The 19,062-nt window shown below is 72.1% G+C and carries 18 protein-coding genes and 2 pseudogenes; 8 read left to right on the top strand and 12 right to left on the bottom strand.

What is annotated here, in order from left to right; genetic code table 11:
- Positions 1-1,428, top strand: a 1,428-nt coding sequence (locus HPY23_RS10965) for a histidine kinase famiy protein (RefSeq protein ID WP_236017667.1), incomplete at its 5' end; no start/stop codon positions are given.
- 66 nt (positions 1,429-1,494) lie between these two features.
- Here the strand turns inward: HPY23_RS10965 and HPY23_RS10960 are convergent.
- The 3 genes and pseudogenes from HPY23_RS10960 to HPY23_RS10955 all read right to left on the bottom strand — a co-directional run bounded on the left by HPY23_RS10960 (position 1,495) and on the right by HPY23_RS10955 (position 3,609).
- Positions 1,495-1,824 carry a GNAT family N-acetyltransferase gene (locus HPY23_RS10960; protein WP_329618802.1) on the bottom strand — a complete coding sequence of 110 codons (330 nt, stop codon included), beginning with the start codon at positions 1,822-1,824 and terminating at the stop codon, positions 1,495-1,497.
- A 154-nt stretch (positions 1,825-1,978) separates the two neighbouring features.
- Positions 1,979-2,320, bottom strand: a pseudogene (locus HPY23_RS34040) (RidA family protein); the annotation flags it as partial.
- 332 nt (positions 2,321-2,652) lie between these two features.
- A complete protein-coding gene (locus HPY23_RS10955; RefSeq protein ID WP_236012802.1) occupies positions 2,653-3,609 on the bottom strand; it encodes a DUF6662 family protein in 957 nt (318 codons plus the stop codon).
- Between the two features lie 307 nt (positions 3,610-3,916).
- On the opposite strand from HPY23_RS10955, the gene HPY23_RS10950 reads away from it, so the two are divergent.
- The gene (locus HPY23_RS10950; protein ID WP_167543933.1) at positions 3,917-4,081 is read left to right on the top strand and encodes a hypothetical protein; all 165 of its coding nucleotides are present in this window, start codon (positions 3,917-3,919) and stop codon (positions 4,079-4,081) included.
- A gap of 92 nt (positions 4,082-4,173) precedes the next feature.
- Here the strand turns inward: HPY23_RS10950 and HPY23_RS10945 are convergent, their stop codons facing one another.
- The 3 genes from HPY23_RS10945 to HPY23_RS10935 all read right to left on the bottom strand — a co-directional run bounded on the left by HPY23_RS10945 (position 4,174) and on the right by HPY23_RS10935 (position 6,991).
- Positions 4,174-4,731 (bottom strand): cyclase dehydrase, encoded by a 558-nt coding sequence (locus HPY23_RS10945; RefSeq protein WP_091884177.1) that lies wholly within the window; start codon positions 4,729-4,731, stop codon positions 4,174-4,176.
- Between the two features lie 11 nt (positions 4,732-4,742).
- The gene (locus HPY23_RS10940) at positions 4,743-5,915 is read right to left on the bottom strand and encodes a zinc-dependent alcohol dehydrogenase (protein WP_060848129.1); all 1,173 of its coding nucleotides are present in this window, start codon (positions 5,913-5,915) and stop codon (positions 4,743-4,745) included.
- Positions 5,916-6,073: 158 nt separating this feature from the next.
- Positions 6,074-6,991 carry a 50S ribosomal protein L11 methyltransferase gene (locus HPY23_RS10935; protein WP_060848130.1) on the bottom strand — a complete coding sequence of 306 codons (918 nt, stop codon included), beginning with the start codon at positions 6,989-6,991 and terminating at the stop codon, positions 6,074-6,076.
- Positions 6,992-7,216: 225 nt separating this feature from the next.
- Here HPY23_RS10935 and HPY23_RS10930 point away from each other — a divergent pair, with 225 nt between their 5' ends.
- Positions 7,217-7,453, top strand: a complete 237-nt coding sequence (locus HPY23_RS10930; RefSeq protein ID WP_091884180.1) for a hypothetical protein — start codon at positions 7,217-7,219, stop codon at positions 7,451-7,453.
- 105 nt (positions 7,454-7,558) lie between these two features.
- Here HPY23_RS10930 and HPY23_RS10925 read toward each other — a convergent pair whose 3' ends face one another.
- From HPY23_RS10925 to HPY23_RS10910, 4 genes are all read right to left on the bottom strand, one after another.
- The gene (locus HPY23_RS10925; RefSeq protein ID WP_091884182.1) at positions 7,559-8,362 is read right to left on the bottom strand and encodes an SDR family oxidoreductase; all 804 of its coding nucleotides are present in this window, start codon (positions 8,360-8,362) and stop codon (positions 7,559-7,561) included.
- A gap of 573 nt (positions 8,363-8,935) precedes the next feature.
- A complete protein-coding gene (locus HPY23_RS10920) occupies positions 8,936-10,654 on the bottom strand; it encodes a sensor domain-containing diguanylate cyclase (RefSeq protein ID WP_139234909.1) in 1,719 nt (572 codons plus the stop codon).
- An 84-nt stretch (positions 10,655-10,738) separates the two neighbouring features.
- Entirely contained in the window at positions 10,739-10,999 is a 261-nt protein-coding gene (locus HPY23_RS10915) for a hypothetical protein (RefSeq protein WP_091884185.1), read from the bottom strand.
- A gap of 160 nt (positions 11,000-11,159) precedes the next feature.
- Positions 11,160-12,722, bottom strand: coding sequence for a tannase/feruloyl esterase family alpha/beta hydrolase (locus HPY23_RS10910; RefSeq protein ID WP_091884187.1), 1,563 nt, complete (start codon positions 12,720-12,722; stop codon positions 11,160-11,162).
- 109 nt (positions 12,723-12,831) lie between these two features.
- Between HPY23_RS10910 and HPY23_RS10905 the strand changes: the two genes are divergently transcribed.
- Positions 12,832-14,469: a GMC family oxidoreductase gene (locus HPY23_RS10905; protein WP_091884189.1), complete on the top strand. Its 1,638-nt coding sequence runs from the start codon at positions 12,832-12,834 to the stop codon at positions 14,467-14,469.
- A gap of 4 nt (positions 14,470-14,473) precedes the next feature.
- Here the strand turns inward: HPY23_RS10905 and HPY23_RS10900 are convergent, their stop codons facing one another.
- Positions 14,474-14,770, bottom strand: a complete 297-nt coding sequence (locus HPY23_RS10900; protein WP_048429858.1) for a ribbon-helix-helix domain-containing protein — start codon at positions 14,768-14,770, stop codon at positions 14,474-14,476.
- A gap of 241 nt (positions 14,771-15,011) precedes the next feature.
- Between HPY23_RS10900 and HPY23_RS10895 the strand changes: the two genes are divergently transcribed.
- The 3 genes from HPY23_RS10895 to HPY23_RS10885 all read left to right on the top strand — a co-directional run bounded on the left by HPY23_RS10895 (position 15,012) and on the right by HPY23_RS10885 (position 17,168).
- On the top strand, positions 15,012-16,454 hold the full coding sequence (locus HPY23_RS10895) for an amino acid permease (protein WP_236012801.1): 1,443 nt from the start codon (positions 15,012-15,014) through the stop codon (positions 16,452-16,454).
- A 66-nt stretch (positions 16,455-16,520) separates the two neighbouring features.
- The gene (locus tag HPY23_RS10890; protein ID WP_060848139.1) at positions 16,521-16,919 is read left to right on the top strand and encodes a (R)-mandelonitrile lyase; all 399 of its coding nucleotides are present in this window, start codon (positions 16,521-16,523) and stop codon (positions 16,917-16,919) included.
- A gap of 18 nt (positions 16,920-16,937) precedes the next feature.
- Positions 16,938-17,168 carry a tautomerase family protein gene (locus HPY23_RS10885; RefSeq protein ID WP_060848140.1) on the top strand — a complete coding sequence of 77 codons (231 nt, stop codon included), beginning with the start codon at positions 16,938-16,940 and terminating at the stop codon, positions 17,166-17,168.
- Positions 17,169-17,258: 90 nt separating this feature from the next.
- On the opposite strand, the gene HPY23_RS10880 is transcribed toward HPY23_RS10885, so the two are convergent.
- The gene (locus tag HPY23_RS10880; protein ID WP_060848141.1) at positions 17,259-17,780 is read right to left on the bottom strand and encodes a phasin; all 522 of its coding nucleotides are present in this window, start codon (positions 17,778-17,780) and stop codon (positions 17,259-17,261) included.
- Positions 17,781-18,047: 267 nt separating this feature from the next.
- Here HPY23_RS10880 and HPY23_RS10875 point away from each other — a divergent pair.
- Positions 18,048-19,062, top strand: a pseudogene (locus HPY23_RS10875) (hypothetical protein); the annotation flags it as partial.

The following is a 19,062-nucleotide window of genomic DNA, read 5'->3' as shown; positions in this document are numbered from 1 at the left end:
ATGACCGGCTACACGCCGGAAGAGCTCGTCGGCACCAATTGCCGATTCCTGCAAGGCCCGGAGACCGATCGCGAGACGGTGACCGAAGTGCGCCGCGCCATCGCCGAGCGCAAGGAGATCGCCACCGAGATCCTGAACTACCGCAAGGACGGCTCGACGTTCTGGAACGCGCTGTTCGTCTCGCCGGTCTACGACAAGAAGGGCGACCTGGTTTACTTCTTCGGCTCGCAGCTCGACGTGTCGCGCCGGCGCGACGCCGAGCTGGCGCTGCACCAGGCCCAGAAGATGGAGGCGCTGGGCCAGCTCACCGGCGGCATCGCGCACGATTTCAACAACCTGCTCCAGGTCATCAGCGGCTACACCGACGTGGTTATGGCGCTGGCCGAGCACCCGACGATCGACGTGAACCGGCTGCTCGGCGCCGGGGCGGCGATCCGCGCCGCGACCGACCGGGCGGCACGGCTCACCCACCAGCTCCTCGCCTTCGCCCGCAAGCAGCGCCTCGACGGGCGGCCGCTCAACCTCAACAACCTCGTGCGCGGCATGAACGAGATCACCGGGCGCACGCTCGGCGATCACGTCGTCATGCGCACCGACCTCTCGCCCGAACTCTGGAACTGCCGCATCGACCCGACCCAGGCCGAGGTGGCGCTCCTCAACGTGCTGCTCAACGCCCGCGACGCGATGCCGGGCGGCGGCACCGTGACGATCAAGACCGAGAACCTGACCATCGACGACGAGATGGGCCTGCTGCTGATGGTGCGGCCGGGCCCCTACGCGGTGGTGCAGGTGCAGGATACCGGCCTCGGCATGCCGGCCGAGATCCTGGCCCGGGTGATGGAGCCGTTCTTCACCACCAAGGAGGAGGGCCGCGGCACGGGTCTCGGCCTCGCCATGGTGTACGGCTTCGCCAAGCAGTCCGGCGGCACCGTGCGGATCACCTCCGAGGTCGGCAGCGGCACCACCGTGCGGCTGCTCTTCCCGGCCACCGACCAGGTCGTCACCGCCGAGCGCCGCCCGGCGCCGCGGGCCGCCGACCGCAGCGGCACCGAGACCATCCTGGTGGTCGACGACCGGGCGGACGTCGCCGACACCGCCAAGGTGATCCTGGAGGATTTCGGCTACACGGTGCTCGTCGCCCACGACGCCCGGCAGGCGCTCGACCTCCTCGACGAGAGCGAGAAGGTCGACCTCCTGTTCTCCGACCTGATCATGCCGGGCGGCATGAACGGCGTGCTCCTCGCCCGCGCCGCCCGCGAGCGCCAGCCCCGCATCCGGGTGCTGCTCACCACCGGCTACGCCGAGGCCTCGATCGAGCGCACCGATGCCGGCGGCAGCGAGTTCGAGATCATCAACAAGCCCTACCGCCGCATGGAGCTGGCGCGGCGGGTGCGGCTGGCGCTCGATGGGCCGACGGGGGTGGGGTAGCAAACCCCGCGCCCGCCGTCGCAGGGCCGGCCCGGTGCCGGGCCGGCTTCCGCTCGTGGCGCCTCGTCAGAGCGTCTTGGCGAGATGGACCGCGACGCCGCCCCGGAACGGCTCCTCGCGCTCGACGACGAAGCCCGCCCGCCGGTAGAACTCGACATTGCCGGCGAAGGCCGGGTTCGTCACCAGCTTGATCGCGCCGTGCCCGAGCGAGCGGGCGACGTCCTCGGCCCGCCGCAGCATCGCCCGGCCGAGGCCCTGGCCGTGATGGGCGGGGGAGACCGCGAGGTTCTGGACCCAGAGATGGTCGGGCCCGGAGGATCGTCTCGACCAGGGCGACGAGCGCGCCCTCCCGCTCCAGCAGGTCGAAGCGGTGCAGGCGAACGGCCTGCGCGTAATCGGCCGTCATCGGCACGGGCTCCCGGCCGATCACCGGCACCCACTTCGCATAGGCCGCCCGCACCAGGGACCGGATCGCCGGGACGTCCGCCTTGGTCGCGGGGCGCAGGGTCCCGAGGGCGAGCGCCTCCGGCGGGGTTGCGACGGCCGTCACCTCGACCTCGATCAGCGCATCCGGCCGGGCCAGGCCTGCGACGACGAGGACGGTGACGGCGGCGGGCGTGTCGGAGGCCCAGCGCGCCCGCCGCATCGCGCCGAGCCCCGGAAGATCGCCGGAACGGGTGAGGAAGAACGTCGCCTTGGCGATGTCGGGCCGTCCCATCCCGGCCGCCGCGAGCAAGGCCTCGACGTTGTCCATCGCCTGCCCGAGCTGCCCGACGAAATCCTCGCGCATCCGCCCGTCCGGCGCGACGCCGAACTGTCCGGACACGAAGAGGCTGCGGCCTGCCGGGACCTCGGCGGCATGGGTGTAGATCGTGCGGAACGGTTCCGGCACGGTTCAGACGCTCGGCGGGTTGATGGTCTTCACGGGTGTTCGCCTTCTTGCGCCCCGGCCCCGAGGGATCGGGCTCCACCGCACGGGGCAGGTGACGCCCCGCCGCGCTCACGGCCGCGAGGCTCGGGAGGATGCGATCCGGTGTGGGTGCAAGCGAGCAGCGCGAAGGCCGCTCAAGCTGACGAGGAGCTACACGCCCCCGTCACGCCGACCGCGTCGAACGCAGCGTCGGCCTCGGACGGTCATCGTCGGGCGGGTCGGGCTCATGCGGTGACGCTAGAGGAGATTTTCTACCAGGGCAACGGAACCCCGGGTGCGGCACGCCTCCGCCGTCAGAAGCTGTAGCCGACGCGCAGGCGCATCTGGTGCCGGTCGAAGCTCGACAGGTCGAGGGGCCCGGGCGCGTCGACCGACCGCCCGGCGACCTGGACGCCCCAGGTGAACGAGGCCCAGGCCCGCGGCGACAGGGTGGCGTAGAGGGTGGGCCCGAGATAGACCGCCTCGCCGACGAGCCGGCCGAGGGCCGGGCCCTCGTAGGTCCGGGCGTAGCGGACCTCGGCGCCGGCGAAGAGGCCGGGCGAGACCCGGTAGGACAGCGCCCCGGACGCCTCGAGACCCGATCCGAGCACCTGCTCGTCCGTGGCCTTCGGCCGGGTCGACGAGACGGCGAAGCCGAGATTGACCGCGGCGACCAGGGCTCCGGGGATCAGCTCCCGGTCGGCCAGCAGGGCGACATCGGTCCCGAAGCTGCGTGCCGGCGCACCGGAGCCGCTGTCGACGGTGCCGTAGCCCGGCACGATGCCGAGCGTCAGGCCGAACGGCGCGGCGCGGCGGTCCATCAGGCGCAGGCGGGTCTCGAGGAAGCCGCCGTTGATGCCGCCGGTGGTCCGGGCCGGGGCATCCGGCGCCCCGATGTCATTCCCGATGGCATGCCTGATGTCATAGCCGTTGAAGGTGAGGCCCGGCGCGAGGCGGAAGTCGTTCGTCAGCGGCACCTTCGCGGCGAGGCCGCTGTCGACGGCGAGGAAGCGGCCGAGGCGCCGGCCGAGCCGCCCGCTCGTCTCCCATTCGAGCTCCGCCTCGCCGGGCACGCCGAGGTCGCTGCCCTCGGTGAAGCCGAACAGGTGCTCGCTGTCGAGGTCGCCGGGGGTCTGGTTCTCGGCGGCGGTAGGCAGGGACTGGGCGCGGGCGGGCGAGCCCGCCATCCCGGCCGCGAGGCAGGCCAGGACGAAGCCGGGCAGGACGGAACCTGCGATGCGGAAGGGGAGCGGGACATGGGCGTGGCGCATCGCAACGGCTCATCATTATAGCTGTTGCTATAATTGATAGGCGCGACCATTCCGCCCGTCAACGCCGTCCTGACGGGCAGGATCGGGGGTGCCGCGCGCCGTGCGGAGCCCCGCCGCCGCGCGATGCCGCCTGGCAAGGCTCGGCTCGATTTCAAGATCTGTCCAGCCGCCTGCGACGAGAAACGAGCCCGACGGAATGTCGCGCTCCGCCGCGCGCAGTCACGCGATTCGCCCAGGAACCCGCATCCCGATCATATGTTATCGAGACATTCACCGCGGCGCGCCGCATATCACGGGAGATACGGATATGGCCGACAAGAAGCAGCAGTCTCAGTCGAGCAATACTGACGACAACGGTCGCCATAACCATAAGAATCCCGATGCGCCGAACCAGGGCACCGTCCAGCACTCGGATGACGGCCGGTTGAAGGAGAACCGCGACAAGGGCATCCATCGCGGCGACAAGGAATAAGCGTCGAGACCGACCGGAGATGGAGGGCCGCCGAAAGGCGGCCCTCTCTTTTTTGGCAGCGGCCTGCGAGACCGGAAGCGAGGGTCTCGCCCTCACCCTGCCGGCCGGCCGTTGCGCCAGGGGCGCAAGGCGTCGGGAATGCGGAAGTCCCGCGGCACCGCGAAATCGCGGGCGGCGCCACGGGCGGCGGCGAGGCCGCGGGGGAAGCCGCTGCGGTGATGGTACTCGTAGGTCCCGGGCGGCGGCAGCCGTTTGTCGGCGGTCAGCCCCTGGACGCAGACGATGTCGGCGAGCGTCACCCCGGCCACTGCGGCGGTCGCCAGCGCCAGGGTGCCGGCGCGGGGATTGTCGCCCTCGAAACCGGTCGCCAGGGTGGCGAGGTCGAGGGCGTCGCCCGCGACCCGGCCCCAGATCCACGGCGTCGGATCGTGGCTCATCAGGATCGCCGCGCCGGTGGCGACCTCGCGGGCGCCGTAGGCCTGGACCAGGGCCTCGCGGCCCTCCATCCCGAGCGCCCGGCACAGGGCCCGGGGCGCCAGGATCTCGGCGAGGCCGAGGCCGATCGAGAACCAGCCGAGGCCGCGGGCGAGCGCGTCGTGTGCCGAGCGGGAGCGGGGGTCGACGGAGAGGTTCGTGCGCGCGTGGTTCATGGTTTTCCCGCTCACGGCTTGATCACCACCTTGATGCAGCCGTCCTGCTTGTCGCGGAACGTGCGGTACATCTCCGGTCCCTGCTCGAGGCCGACCGTGTGGGTGATGACGAAGGACGGGTCGATCTGGCCCTCCTCGATCCGCCGCAGGAGGTCGTCGCTCCAGCGGTTGACGTGGGTCTGGCCCATGCGGAAGGTCAGGCCCTTGTTCATCGCCGCGCCGAACGGCACCTTGTCGATCAGGCCGCCATAGACGCCGGGGATCGACAGAACGCCGGCCGGCCGGCAGGCCATGATCATCTGGCGCAGGACGTGCGGCCGGTCGCTCTCCAGCATCACCGCCTGCTTGGCGCGGTCGTAGATCGCATCGAGCGAGGTGGTGGCGTGGGCCTCCATCCCGACCGAATCGATGCACTTCTCCGGCCCCTTGCCGCCGGTCATGTCGTTGAGGCGCGCCACGACGTTCGATTCCCGGTCGAAGTCGATCGTCTCGGCGCCCCCGGCCCGCGCCATCGTGAGGCGCTCGGGCACCCGGTCGATCGCGATGACGCGGCGCGCCCCGAGCAGGATCGCCGAGCGGATCGCCATCTGGCCGACCGGGCCGCAGCCCCAGATCGCCACCGTGTCCTCCGGCTGGATGTCGCACTGGACCGCCGCCTGCCAGCCGGTCGGAAAGATGTCGGAGAGGAAGAGTAGCGTCTCGTCGGAGAGGCCGCGCGGCACCTTGATGTGGGTCGCGTCGGCGAAGGGCACCCGCAGGTATTCGGCCTGGCCCCCGGCATAGCCGCCGGTGAGATGGGTGTAGCCGAACAGGCCCGCGGTGGTGTGGCCGAAGGCAGCCTCGGCGAGCTTGGCGTTGCGGTTGGTGCGCTCGCAGACCGAGAAGTTGCCGCGCTTGCACTGGTCGCACTGGCCGCAGATGATCGTGAACGGCACGACGATCCGGTCGCCGACCTTGAGCGCCTTGTTGTCCCGCCCGACCTCGACCACCTCGCCCATGGTCTCGTGGCCCATGATGTCGCCCGACTTCATGCCCGGCATGAAATGGTCGTAGAGGTGCAGGTCCGAGCCGCAGATGGCGCAGGCGGTGACCTTGATGATCGCGTCGCGACCATCCTCGATCGTCGGATCGGGAACGGTGTCGCACCGGATATCCGCGGTGCCGTGCCAGACGAGGGCCTTCATGCCGATCGGTCTCCGAGGCGCGTGCCGCGGAGGCCGGGATTGGCGGTCCGCGCACGGGCCGCCCCGGCTCGGGGGTACACATACCCCCTACCGGTAAGCGGCGATGCCCGGACAACCGATCAGGGTTGGGCCCGTTCCGTGGAGCCCGGCTCGGAGATCTAGCGCGGGCGGGGCGCCGCGCCGCCGCGGCGCAGCTCCAGGGTGGCCCAGCCCTCGATCAGCCGGCGCCGGCGCAGGCGGAAGCCCTGCGCGGCATAGGCCGAGAGCACGCCCGGCACGTCGCGGGGGATCAGGCCCGACAGGACCAGCGTGCCGTCCGTCGCCACCGCGCGGGCGAGGCTGGGGGCGAGGCCGCGCAGCGGCCGGGCCAGGATGTTGGCGAAGACGAGGTCGTAGCCGCGGGCGACCCGGGCGAGCGGGTGGCGCAGGCCCGGCGCCTCGTAGAACGCCATCAGGTTGGCCATGCCGTTGAAGGCGGCGTTGGTGCGGGCGGTGGCCACCGCCTCCGGGTCGAGGTCGCCGGCGATGACGCGGCTGTGCAGCAGGCGCGCGGCGGCGAGCCCCAGGATGCCGGTGCCGGTGCCGACATCGAGGACGCGCTGGGGCCGGCGGCGCTTGACCTCGTCGACGAGGGCGAGGAGGCAGCCGAGCGTGGTGCCGTGGTGGCCGGTGCCGAAGGCGAGCGCCGCCTCGATCTCGATCGGCAGGTCGTTCGGCTGGACCCGGCCGCGGTCGTGCGAGCCGTGGACCAGGATGCGGCCGGCGCGCACGGGCTTCAGCCCCTCGAGGGAGGCGCGGACCCAGTCCTGCTGGTCGATCGCCGCGAAGACCGCCTCGTCGGCGGCGTCGCCGAGGATCGGGCGGATCAGCTCGCGCACCGCCTCCTCGTCGGGTTCCTCGGAGAAGTAGGCCTCGAGGTGCCAGGTCTTGCCGTCCTCGGCCTCGAAGGCCGCGACCGCGGTCTCGGTCGGGTCGAACACCTCGCCGATCAGGTCGGTCATGGCGCGGGCCGCGCGCTCGCTCGTATCGAGACGGAGCACGTGGGTCGGGCGGTGGGGCGGCAGGCCTTCGAGCATGCCCGCGCCAATAGCATCCGCGCCGCCCGCCGTCACCGCCCCGTCACGCCCCTCCGGCAAGAGGGCGCCGCGGCCGGCCCACCGGTCGCCCCGGCCCGCTGTGGCACTCACGCCACACTCGCCCTGCCCCTGCGGAAGAGCCGCGTGTCGCGACGGAACCGCAGCACCGGGTCGGCGTTCATAGCGGCGCCGGTCGCCAGAAACCGGCCGTCGAAGGATCGTGCGATGCGTACCCGACTCCGCGAGCAGGTCGAGCCGGAAGTTTCCGCAGAGACCGCTCACCTCCCCGCCCGCCCGGCTCCCTCCCGGGATGCGGCCTCCTGGCGCCGCGCGGCGCCGCTCACCGCCGAGGATACGGCCCTGCCGGGCCGCATGCTCATGCTGCTCAGCCGGCTCCATCGGAGCGAGCTGGAGCTGAAGGCGCAAGCCGAGCAGGCCGACGCCGCAGGCCGGGGCGCCTGAGACCCAGGCTCCCGCAGGGCCCTGGGTGACCTCCCGCAGGGCCCCGGGCGACCGCACGACGGTCACCCGGGGTCCGCGCGGGCGAACCCGCCCGACCTCCGTCCGTCAGGCGCCGAGGCGCGAGCCCAGGCGGGCATCCGGCACGTAGCCGCGATTCCAGGTCGGGCTGATCACCACCTCGTTGAGGCAGACGTGCCCGGGGCGCGTCGCCACGAACAGGATCAGCGCCGCCATGTCGTCGGGCTGGAGCATGCGGGCGCGGTCCTCGGGCGTCACCGGCACCGGGCGCTTGTCGAGGATCGGGGTCGCGACCTCGGCCGGGCACAGCACCGTCGAGCGGATCCCGTTGACGCATTCCTCCATGTTGATGCTGTGGCTCATCGCCACCACGGCGTGTTTGGCCGCCGTGTAGGCCGGCCCGCTCACCGGGCTGACGAAGCGTCCGGCCCAGGAGGCGGTGTGGATGAGCACGCCGTCGCCCTGGGCGCGCATCAGCGGCAGCACGGCGAGCGAGGCGTAGAACGCGCTCGACAGGTTGGCGGCGATGACCTCTTGCGCGCCCTGCGGCGACAGGGCGTCCCAGCGCCGCTCGCGCACGTTGCTGCCGGCATTGCTCACCAGCACGTCGAGGCGGCCGAAGCGCTCGCCGATCCGCGCGACGATGGCGCCGACGCGGGCCGCGTCGGTCACGTCGCCGGCCTCGACCTCCGCCGCGCCGCCGGCCGCCGCGATGCGCGCGGCGAGTTCTTGCAGCGGTTCCCGGCGGCGTCCGGTGAGGACCACCCGGGCCCCTGCGCCCGCAAGGGCCAGCGCCGCCGCCTCGCCGATGCCGCTGCCCGCGCCCGTCACCCAGGCGATCTTGCCCGCGAGAGGTCCTGCGAGCGGCTGGCCCGCGCGTTCATCCGTCATGTCCGTCTCCTCCCGTCCTGACGCGGGAGGCCGACGGCTCCCGCCGCGGGCGGCGTCGCATTCGCGCTCCCGCCCGGGGACCTGTCTGCCAAGCCTCCGGCGCCCGGCGCAAGGGTGCAGGCCGGGATATCGAAGACGGGACGGCGGCCGCGATGGTCGAGGCACGCGAGAGGATTCGAAGCAGAGGCGCCGAGGGTGACGCGCGGGGGTCTCTCCCGGCGAGCCGCGGGGCGACCGGGGACGGCATCGAGATGAGACGGAGCACGGGCTGGGCTCCTCCCCGCCGACGGGGGACGGAGGGTAACCCGCGCCTTGCCTGTCGCTGATTTCCGCGAGCCGGCCGGGCGCAGGAGACGGCTTGGCCCGCCCAGGGAACCGACCTCGTCAGTGCAGGTAGCCGAGGAAGAACAGGATCAGGATGATCGGTATCGGTATGCCGATCAGCCAGAGCAATCCGCCTTTCATTATCGTCGCCTCCATCGCTCCACGATACTCATATGGAGTAATAACAGGGCGATTTCCGCTCGGGTTCCCGGTTCGCGCCGGTCCGGTCCGCAGTGGCTTGCCCGCCATTCACGCCGCCCGCTCGGTCCCGCCGGTGCCCGGGGCGATGCCGACGCGGTCGCGGCCGCGCGCCTTGGCGTCGTAGAGCGCCGCGTCGGCGCGGGCGATCGCCGCGTGGATGTCGGCGTCCTGCCCGGCGACCATCGCGACGCCGATGCTGACCGTGACCGCGATCGTGCCGCCCGGATGGGTGACCGTCGTCTCCCGCACCGCCGCGCACAAGCGCCCGGCGATCAGCACCGCCTCGGCGGAGCCGAGGCCGACGAGCAGGACCACGAACTCCTCGCCGCCGAAGCGGGCCACGGTGTCGGAGCCGCGCACCGCCTCCGCCAGCAGGGCGCCGACATGGCGGATGACCGCGTCGCCGGCATCGTGGCCGTGCTCGTCGTTGACGCGCTTGAAGTGGTCGATGTCGATCACGAGCACCGCGGCGCCGCGGCCGCTGCGGCCGATGGCGAAGGCCTCCTCGGCCGGCACGACGAAGCCGCGGCGGTTGAGGAGCCCGGTCAGCATGTCGGTGCCGGCGACCTGGCGCAGGGCCTCGATCTGGCGCCGGTAGAAGGCGGCGACACGGGTCGAGCGGTCTGTGGCGTCGCTCAGCTCGCGCTCGGCGGTGCCGATCCGCCGCAGGAGCGCCTGCAGGGAGGCCGACAGCTCGCGGAACTCCCGGGCGTGATCGAGGTGCGGCAGGGTGGTGGCGTCGGGCTCGCGGCCGATCCGGTCGGCCGCCACGGTCATCCGGCGCAGCGGGGCGGCCACGCCGCGGCCGAGGCACCAGGCCAGCACGACGCCGACCAGGGCCACGGCGGCGCCGAGGGCGAGGAGCGGACGGATCGACCGGTGCACCGGGGCGAGGATCCGGGCCTGCGGGCGGGTCGCCACCACGATCCAGCCGAGGGCGGGATCGCCGCCGGCGATCTCGGCCCGCTCGCCCCTGGCCGCCGAGGCGAAGCCGGCCCGTATCGCCTCTGCGCCGAGTTCCACCGCGAAGGTGCCGCTGCCGCGCTCGACCATGCCGCCGGTCAGGGCCGGACCGAACGGCACCGCGCCGACCTGGGGCCCGAGCAGCACCCGGCCGCGCCGGTCGAGCACCCACAGTTCGGTGCCGGGGGCCGCCGTCTCGAGCAGGCGCTTGCGGACGCGGGAGGCCCAGTCCCAGCTCAGGTGCCCGCCGAGGACGCCGATGACCGTGCCGGCGGCATCGCGCACCGGGGCGGCGAGGTCGACGAGGCGCAGGGGCTCGGGGCCGGCGCGGTGGAGGAGGCGGTTCAGCAGCACCGCCTCGTGGACGTCGCCGACATTGGGCTGGGTCAGGCCGGCCTCGAACCAGGTCCGGCCGTTCATCGCCACGCCTTCCAGCATCCCCTCCGTGCCGATCGTCACGCGGCCGTCGGCGGCGACGAAGCCGAGCCAGGCATAGTCCGGGGCGGTCGTGCGCATCGCCGCGAGGACGCCGCGGGCGGCCGCCGGATCGGCGGTCCAGCGCTCGCGCAGGAGCGCGAGGCCGGCCACGACCTGGATCTCGCGAAAGCGCTCGCGCAGGGTGGCGTCGAGGCTCTCGGCCATGCCGCCGGCGAGGCGCTCGAGGCGCTCCTCGGCCAGCCGCACGGCGCTGCGCCGCTCGAGCCAGATCGCCCCGCCCACCGTCGCCCCCACGAGGGCGAGGCAGAGCAGCCCGACGAGGGCGGCGAGCTGGTGCTCGAATCGCAACCGGTTTCTGAACGACAAGAGAGGGACCTCCACGGCGGAAGCCCGTTCTCGCCGGTCCCTCGAAACGATCGGTGCAGCCGACCGTTCACATTTGAACGATCTTTACGCCGACGGGTCGAAGGTCGACAGTTCCACCACCGGCAGGCGGCCGCGGCTGTGCAGGCGCCGCTCCTGCGCACCGCGCTCGGCGGCGTCGGTGAGCTGGGTGATCAGGGCGCCGGCGGCCCCGAGGGGGATGAGCAGGAAGACCGTACCACCATCCGGCCCGCTCACCTCGGCCGCCAGGGTATCGCCGCCGTCGATCGTGCTGACGGCCGTGATGCTGGTGATCGCAAGGACCCGAGGTCGTGCGTCGTCGGTCATGTCCGCCACTCCTGCGGCATTGAATGCCACGAAAGCGGCCGTCGGCAATTTCTAACACGTCAGAAGTTGAAGAAAATCCGCCCGCATTGGCGGAGTCACGCCCTAATCCGATTGGCCAAGCCAATCGGGTGCGAGACAAAGTCTCGCACCCGGTAGCGCGTCACGGCGCCGCGCAGGCGAGGCCGGCCCCTTCGTCCCGCGGCACCTGCGGGTAGGCGCAGACCGGGCGCGACCACAGCACCGACCCGCCGGCATCGCGCTTCGTCGCCACGAGTTCGCGCGGCGCCTCGCCGGCCTCGACCCAGCGCTCGAGCGCGGTCAGGGGATCAATGCCCGTGTCGGCGATGCCCGGCCCCTCGGTGCCGATGCCACAATGGTCCATGCCCGGCACCATGAACAGGCGCGCGGTCTGGCCCAGGGCGTCGAGGCCGCCCGCACCCTTCGCCAGCGCCTCGTAGAAGGCGACCGTCATGAACGGCGTCACCAGGGAATCGGCCCAGCCGTGATAGATCAGAAGCTTGCCGCCGGCCTCGCGAAAGGCCGAGAGGTCGGCGACCGGGCGCACCGTCGCGCTCGCCGGATCGTACGTGGCGGCGTTGTAGGTCTGCGCCTGCGGCGCCAGCCGCGCCGGGTCGGCGGAAAAGTCGAAATCCGTGACCCGATAGCCCGGCCCGGGCGAGGGCCAGAACGCCATGTAGCGCAGGAAGTCGCCGGCAAAGAGCGGCAGGATCGCCGGCGCGTTGCCGAGCCCGGTGAGCCAGCGCGGCCAATGCGCCTCCGAGCCGAGCGGGATGCCGCCCGGATAGAGGGCGCGGCCGGAGGCGTCGGTCGGGCCGGCGTACCACTTCTCCAGCACCCCGATCTCCGCTTCGCTCAGGCATGTCTGCGCGGGGCCGCCGGTGCAGCGCAGCGACGAGGGCTCGAAGCGGCATTGCCGCGGGTCGGCGACGAGGCCGCCCTGCTCCTTGGCCCCGCAGGCGGCGGCGACCGCCTCGGTCGCGAGCTTGGCCCGCGCCGTCGTCAGGATCGGCCCGGCGTCCGGGCCGGTATTGGCCTTCGCCACCCAGGCAAAGCCGGTGGCGACGAGGCCGGTATAGTCGAGGGCCGGCGCCCCGCTGATGATCCCGTCGAAGTCCTTCGGGTATTTCAGCGCCTCCATCGCCGCCATGCGGCCGCCGGTGGAGCAGCCGGCGAAATAGGATTTCCGCTGCGGCCGGTCGTAGAAGGCCCGCACCAGCACCTTGCTGACCCGGGCGGTCTCGGTCACGGCGCGCTGGCCCCAATCCATCCGGGCGACGAGGTCGCCGGCGGCCCAGCGTCCGTCGGCCGAGCCGGTGCCCCAGTGGCCGCCATCCATGGTCGAGGCGGCGTAGCCCCGGCGCAGGCCGTAATTCATCGCGTTGGTGAAGCCGGGGGCGTCCGACAGGAGCGTGCCGCAGAAGCCGCCGCAGCCGGTGCCGTAATACTTGCCGTTCCAGTCTCGCAGCGGCAGCCGCACCTCGAAGCCGATCGCCGGCCGCACCGTACCGAGCACCCGGCAATAGGCCGGCAGGTCGCCGGAGGCCGGCACCTCGGCGGCGGAGTGGAGGTTCACCGCCTCGATCCTGAGATTGGCGAGCGCACCGCACTCTCCGGCGAGCGCCGGCGCCGCCATCGGGCCGCCGGCGAGGCCGACCAAGAGCCCAGCCAAGAGGCCGGCCGCGATTCCGAAACTCCGCCCCATCGGTCCCCTCCCCGCTTTTCGGCGAGCTTAGCGGCAACCTCTTGCGCCGTCGCCGGGGGAATGCGCTACACCGGCCGCCAGAAAACGAGACATCAGGGCGGAACGCGCGATGGCAGGCACCACGGCCGGCAGTGGTTTCGAGGATTTCGGCAGCTTCGACTACGTCGTGGTCGGGGCGGGCTCGGCGGGCTGCGTGCTCGCCAACCGCCTCTCGGCGGATCCGCGCCGGCGGGTGCTGGTGCTGGAGGCCGGCGGGCGCGACAACTGGATCTGGTTCCACATCCCGGCCGGCTACCTCTTCGCCATCGGCAACAAGCGGGCGGACTGGCTGTTCACCACCCAGGACGAGGCCGGCCTGAACGGGCGCCGGCTCGCCTATCCTCGAGGCAAGGTCATCGGCGGCTCCTCGGCCATCAACGCGATGATCTACATGCGCGGCCAGGCCGCCGACTACGACGGCTGGCGCCAGCTCGGCCTCGACGGCTGGGGCTGGGACGACGTGCTGCCCTACTTCCTCAAGCACGAGGACCACATCGCGCCGCCGAACAGCTTCCACCGCTCCGGCGGGGAGTGGCGGGTCGAGCCGCCGCGGATCCGCTGGGCGATCCTCGACGCGATCCGCGACGCCGCGGAGGCGGCCGGCATCGCCAAGATCCCGGACTTCAACACCGGCGACAACGAGGGCTCGTCCTACTTCCAGGTCAACCAGCGCCGCGGCCGGCGCTGGAGCGCGGCCCGCGGCTTCCTCAAGCCGGCCCTGAACCGCCCGAACCTGCGGCTCGAGACGGGCGTGCATGTCGAGCGGGTGGTGATCGAGGCGGGACGCGCCGTCGGCGTGACGTTCGAGCGCGGCGGACGCCGCTACCTCGCCCGGGCGACCGGCGAGGTGGTGCTCTCGGCCGGCGCCGTCGCGACCCCGAAGCTCCTCGAACTGTCGGGCATCGGCGACGGGGCGCGGCTCCGGGGCCTCGGGATCGACGTCGCGCATCACGCGCCGGGCGTGGGCGAGAACCTGCAGGACCACCTGCAGATCCGGCCGGTCTACAAGGTGACGGGGGTGCCGACCCTCAACCTGACCTACGCCAACCTGATCAAGCGCGGCTGGATGGGCGTCGAGTACGCGCTGTTTCGCACCGGGCCGCTCACCATGGCGCCGAGCCAGGTCGGGGTGTTCACCCGCTCCTCGCCCGACTACGCCACGGCGAACCTCGAATACCACTTCCAGCCGCTCTCGCTCGACAAGTGGGGCGAGGGCCTGCACCCGTTCGGGGCGTTCACGGCGAGCGTGTGCAACCTGCGCCCGTCGAGCCGCGGCAGCGTGCATGCAGGCAGCCCCGACCCCGCGGCGCCGCCGGAGATCCGGCCCAACTACCTCTCGACCGAGGAGGACCGCCGGGTGGCGGTGGATTCGCTCAAGCTCACCCGCCGCATCGTCGCCCAGGCGCCGCTCGCCCGCTACCGGCCGGAGGAGCACCTGCCCGGTCCCTCGATCGCCAGCGACGCCGACCTGCTGCAGGCGGCGGGCGACCTCGGCACCACGATCTTCCATCCCGTCGGCACCGCCCGGATGGGGGCCGACCACGATTCGGGCGCGGTGCTCGACGCGCGCCTGCGGGTGCGCGGGGTGCGGGGTCTGCGGGTCGCCGACGCCTCGGCGATGCCGCGCATCACCTCGGGCAACACCAACTCGCCGACGATCATGCTGGCCGAGAAGGGCGCCGCGATGATCCTGGAGGATGCCGGGTGAGGCGCTACTCGGCGGCGATCAGCACCGGGGCGGCGGCCGGGCGGCCCTGCGACAGGTAGATCAGGCAGGAACAGCGCAGCAGCGAGGCGAAGTTGCGTACCTCGCCGTGGCGCTCCAGCACCTCGTCGTGCAGCTTGGTGGCGAACTTGGCGACGCTGAGACCCTCCTGGCGGGCGATCTCCTCCAGGATGGTCCAGAACGCGGTCTCGAGGCGAAGCGAGGTGCAGTGCCCGCCGATCCGCAGCGAGCGCGTCTCGTAGGCGTAGCGCTCCGGCGTCTGCTCGGCGAAGATCCGGCACATGGGGGCGTCCTCCTCGTTTGTCTCGTTGATCCAAGAGTACGGAGGCGGGGGCCGGGTCGGCAAGCCGCCGATGCGTCGCGGGCGAGGCGGTCGCGGGGTTGCGATCGGCGGTGCATCCTGCCATGCGCACGACCCGGCATTCGCCACGATGTCGACAAATGCACCGTCCGCGCTGACGCTGCGTCGAGAAAGAAACCCGAGCGGGAGGACACGGATGGCGGAGAGCATGACGGACGGGTTGATGCGAACGAAGCCCATCGACCGCCTGCGGCAGGACGCAGAGGGCAGCGGCCACGCCCTGGAGCGGACCATCGGGCCGCTCAGCCTGATCGGGCTCGGCATCGGGGCGATCATCGGTGCCGGGCTTTTTTCGCTCACCGGCATCGCGGCGGCGGAGAATGCCGGTCCGGCGGTGGTGATCTCGTTCGCCATCGCGGCGATCGGCTGCGCGCTCGCCGGCATGTGCTACAGCGAGCTCGCCAGCATGATCCCGGTCTCGGGCAGCGCCTACACCTACGCCTACGCCACGATGGGCGAGTTCGTCGCCTGGATCATCGGCTGGGACCTCGTCCTCGAATACGCGGTCGGCGCCGCCACCGTTTCGGTGAGCTGGTCGAAATACGTCGCCAGCCTGCTCCAGGACTGGGGCATTACCCTGCCGCCGCGGCTGCTGCACTCGCCGTTCGAGATGATCACGCTCGCCGACGGATCGAGCGTGCACGGCCTCGTCAACCTGCCGGCGGTGCTGATCCTGTGCCTGATCTCGCTGCTGCTGATGCGGGGCGTGCGCGAATCGACCCGGGTCAACAGCGTGATCGTCGTGATCAAGGTCGCGGTGGTGCTCGCCGTGGTCGGCGTCGGCCTGTTCTACGTCAAGGCGCAGAACTACGTGCCGTTCATCCCCGACAACACCGGCACCTTCGGCGAGTACGGCTGGAGCGGCATCATGCGGGCGGCCGGCGTGGTGTTCTTCGCCTATATCGGCTTCGACGCGGTCTCGACGGCGGCGCAGGAGGTGAAGAACCCGCAGCGCACCATGATGGTCGGCATCCTCGGCTCGCTGGCGGTCTGCACGGTGCTCTACATCGCCTTCGCGGCGGTGCTCACCGGCCTCGTCCCCTACGCCTCGATGAAGGGCGACGCGGCGCCGGTCGCCACCGCGATCAAGCAGACGCCGTTCCCCTGGCTCCAGACTCTGGTGACGCTCGGCGTGATCGCGGGCTTCACCACCGTGATGCTGGTGCTGCTCTACGGCCAGTCGCGGGTGTTCTACGCCATGGCGAACGACCGGCTGCTGCCGAAGTTCTTCGCGGCAATCCATCCGACCTGGCGCACGCCGTACCGCTCGAACCTGTTCTTCATGGTGTTCGCCGCGCTGCTCGGCGGCCTGACGCCGATCAGCACGCTCGGCCACATGACCAGCATCGGCACGCTGCTCGCCTTCATCATCGTGTGCGCGGGCGTCGTCATCATGCGCCGCACCCACCCGGACGAGCCGCGCGGCTACCGGGTGCCACTGGTGCCGGTCGTGCCGGCGGCCGGCATCCTGGTCTGCCTCGCGATGATGCTGTCCCTCGACGGCGAGACCTGGCTGCGGCTGGTGGTCTGGCTGGCGATCGGGCTCGCGATCTACTTCGGCTACGGCCGGCGCCACAGCCGGGTCGGCCGCGACGCGGCGCGCTGATCGCCTTCCCCTGGCGGGACGGGCCGGGACCGGGCTAGATCCCGGTTCGCACGCCAGGAGAGCATCATGGAGATCAACCGGAGCGGATCCCGCCCCTCGCAGGCGGGGTCCGCGGAGTACTTCACCGGCCGGGTGCGGATCGATCCGCTGATGAGCCCGGGCGAGCCGGCCCGGGTCGCCGGCGCCCACGTCACCTTCGAGCCGGGCGCGCGCACGGCCTGGCACACCCATCCCCTCGGCCAGACCCTCGTCGTCACCGCGGGCCTCGGCTGGGCCCAGACCGAGGGCGGCGCGATCGAGGAGATTCGTCCCGGCGACGTGGTGTGGTTCAAGCCCGGCGAGCGCCACTGGCACGGGGCGAGCGCCACGACCGGGATGAGCCACATCGCCATCCAGGAAAAGCTCGATGGCAGCGCCGTGACGTGGCTCGAGCCGGTCACCGACGCCGAGTACGGCGCCCGCTAAGAGAGGAGAACCCGCTCCATGCCGCACATCATCGTCAAGCTCTATGCCGGCCGCAGCGACGAGCAGAAGCAGCGTATCGCCGACGAGGTCACGAAGGCGATCATGACCGCCACCGGCTGCTCCGAGGGCTCGGTCTCGGTCGGCGTCGAGGATGTCGAGCCGAGCGCCTGGACCGCGTCCGTCTACGAGCCCGACATCGTCGCCAAGGCCGACACGATCCTGAAGAAGCCGGGCTACGCCCCGGCCTGATCCGGACCGTCCCGACGAAAAAAGCCGCGCTCCGTCAGGAGCGCGGCCCGATCACGGTCCGGCCCGCCGGAAGCGGGCCCGCGCGGGATCCTAGGACGCGGCGTCCTTGGCGGCGTTGGTCGCCTGGTCGGTGGCGCTGCGGGCGGCGTCGGTGCCCTTCTGCATCGCCTGGCGGGCCTGCTCGGCACCCTGCTGCATGGCCGAGCGAGCCTGCTCGGCGCTCTGCTGCATCGCCTGCTTGGCGTTCTCGGCGCTCTGCTGCATCGCGCTCTGGGCGAGACCGCCGAACTCGCGGGCCTGGTTCTGCATCGCGGCGAACTGGCTGCGCACGAACTCGGCCTGGTGCTGCATCGCTTCCTGGATGTCGCGCGAGCGGACGAGCTTCTGCGCGAGGTCGAACGCGGCGTTCACGTTCTGCTCGGCGAAGGAGAAGCCGCGGCCGGAAACGTCCTGCGCGTTGTTGCGCGCCATCTCGGCCGAGCCCTGGAGGGTGTCGGAGGTTTTGCGGGCCGCGCCGATGAAGGAGTCGAACGCCTTCCGGGCCTGCTCGACGCTCTTCTCCGCGAAATCGCGCATCTCGGTCGGGATCTCGTAGTTCGGGGTCTGGGTCATGTTCGTCTCCTCGTTTTTTGACGCGGCCCTCGGCGCGGGACGCTTGGAACCTTGCCGCAGCGCGGTCGGGACCCGGCACGTATTGTGCGCTGCACAATAGCACGCTTTGGGTGAAACGCCACCTTTCCGGGGTTCGTTAAGGTTGACGGCACCATAACGCAACGACTGCGCATTTCGTGCCGGTGCGGGACGATGTCAGTTGGGTTAAAGCGAAGAGGGTTCGGCCCGGATCTCGCAGGATCCGGCACGGTGAGGGGTGCCAAAGGAGTGGCAGTGGGTCGGGACGTGCTCTTCGAGACGACGATCGAGGCCCTGAGGGCCCATCCGGCCTTCGGTCAGCGAATCGCCGGAGCCGACCGCGCCGTCCTGCTGCTCGATCCGGGCGCCGAACGCGTGCTGTACGCCTCCCCGGCGGCGGCGTCCCTGCGCGACGCGATCGGCGACGCGGAGGGCCGGATCGACCCGGCCCTCGACCTCGCGCGGCAGCTGCGCGGCGCCGCAGGCCTGCCCACCGGCACGGCGCAGCCGCGGCTGGAGCGCCTGCGCTTCACCGCCGGTCGCCTCGCGCCGCCCCTGCTCTGCGCCTGCCTGCCGGCGCTCCTGCCGGACGGGACTACGGGCCTCGCCGTCGCGATCGTCGATCCCCTGCCCACGCGGCGCGGACGCCGGGGGGCGGCGCAGGAATCCGTCGCGCAGGTTCCCGAGACGCGGGAGCCCATTACGCCCGCTCTCGCCTCAGCGCGGGAGCATCCCGCGCCCGACGCCGCCGAGGCTCCGGTCGGGGCCCCCTCGTCTCAAACCCAACCTCACACTCAAGCCCCCATCCAAGCCCCCGAGGCCGGCCCCGCCCCGGCGGAGCCGCGGCCGGCCGCCGGTCCGGGCCTCCGCTTCCTGTGGCGCAGCGACGCCCACGGCCTCGTGATCGAGGCGACCGGGCGCCTCTCCGAGACCGTCGGCGCCTCCCCGGTCGGCCAGAGCTGGGAGGCGCTCCTCGCCGGGCCGGTCGAGGCGGAGCCCGCCCTCGCCGAGGCGCTGGCACGGCAGCGCACCTTCCGGGCCGTGCCGGTGCGCTGGCGTCTCGCCGGGACCCGGCAGGCGGTGGCGGTCGACCTGTCGGGCGCGCCGCGGCTCGGCGCCGGCCGCAGCTTCGCGGGATTCAGCGGCTTCGGGGTCATCCATCCCGAGCGGATCGTGCCGGCGGCCGACCGGCCCGAGCCGGCGCCGCCCAAGCCGCAGCGTCCGAGCCTGCGCGAGCGCGCCGCCGCGGTCATCGCCGTCGGCC

The organism is Methylobacterium ajmalii, assembly GCF_016613415.1.
GTDB lineage: Bacteria > Pseudomonadota > Alphaproteobacteria > Rhizobiales > Beijerinckiaceae > Methylobacterium > Methylobacterium ajmalii.
This window is presented reverse-complemented; position numbering and strand designations above follow the sequence as displayed.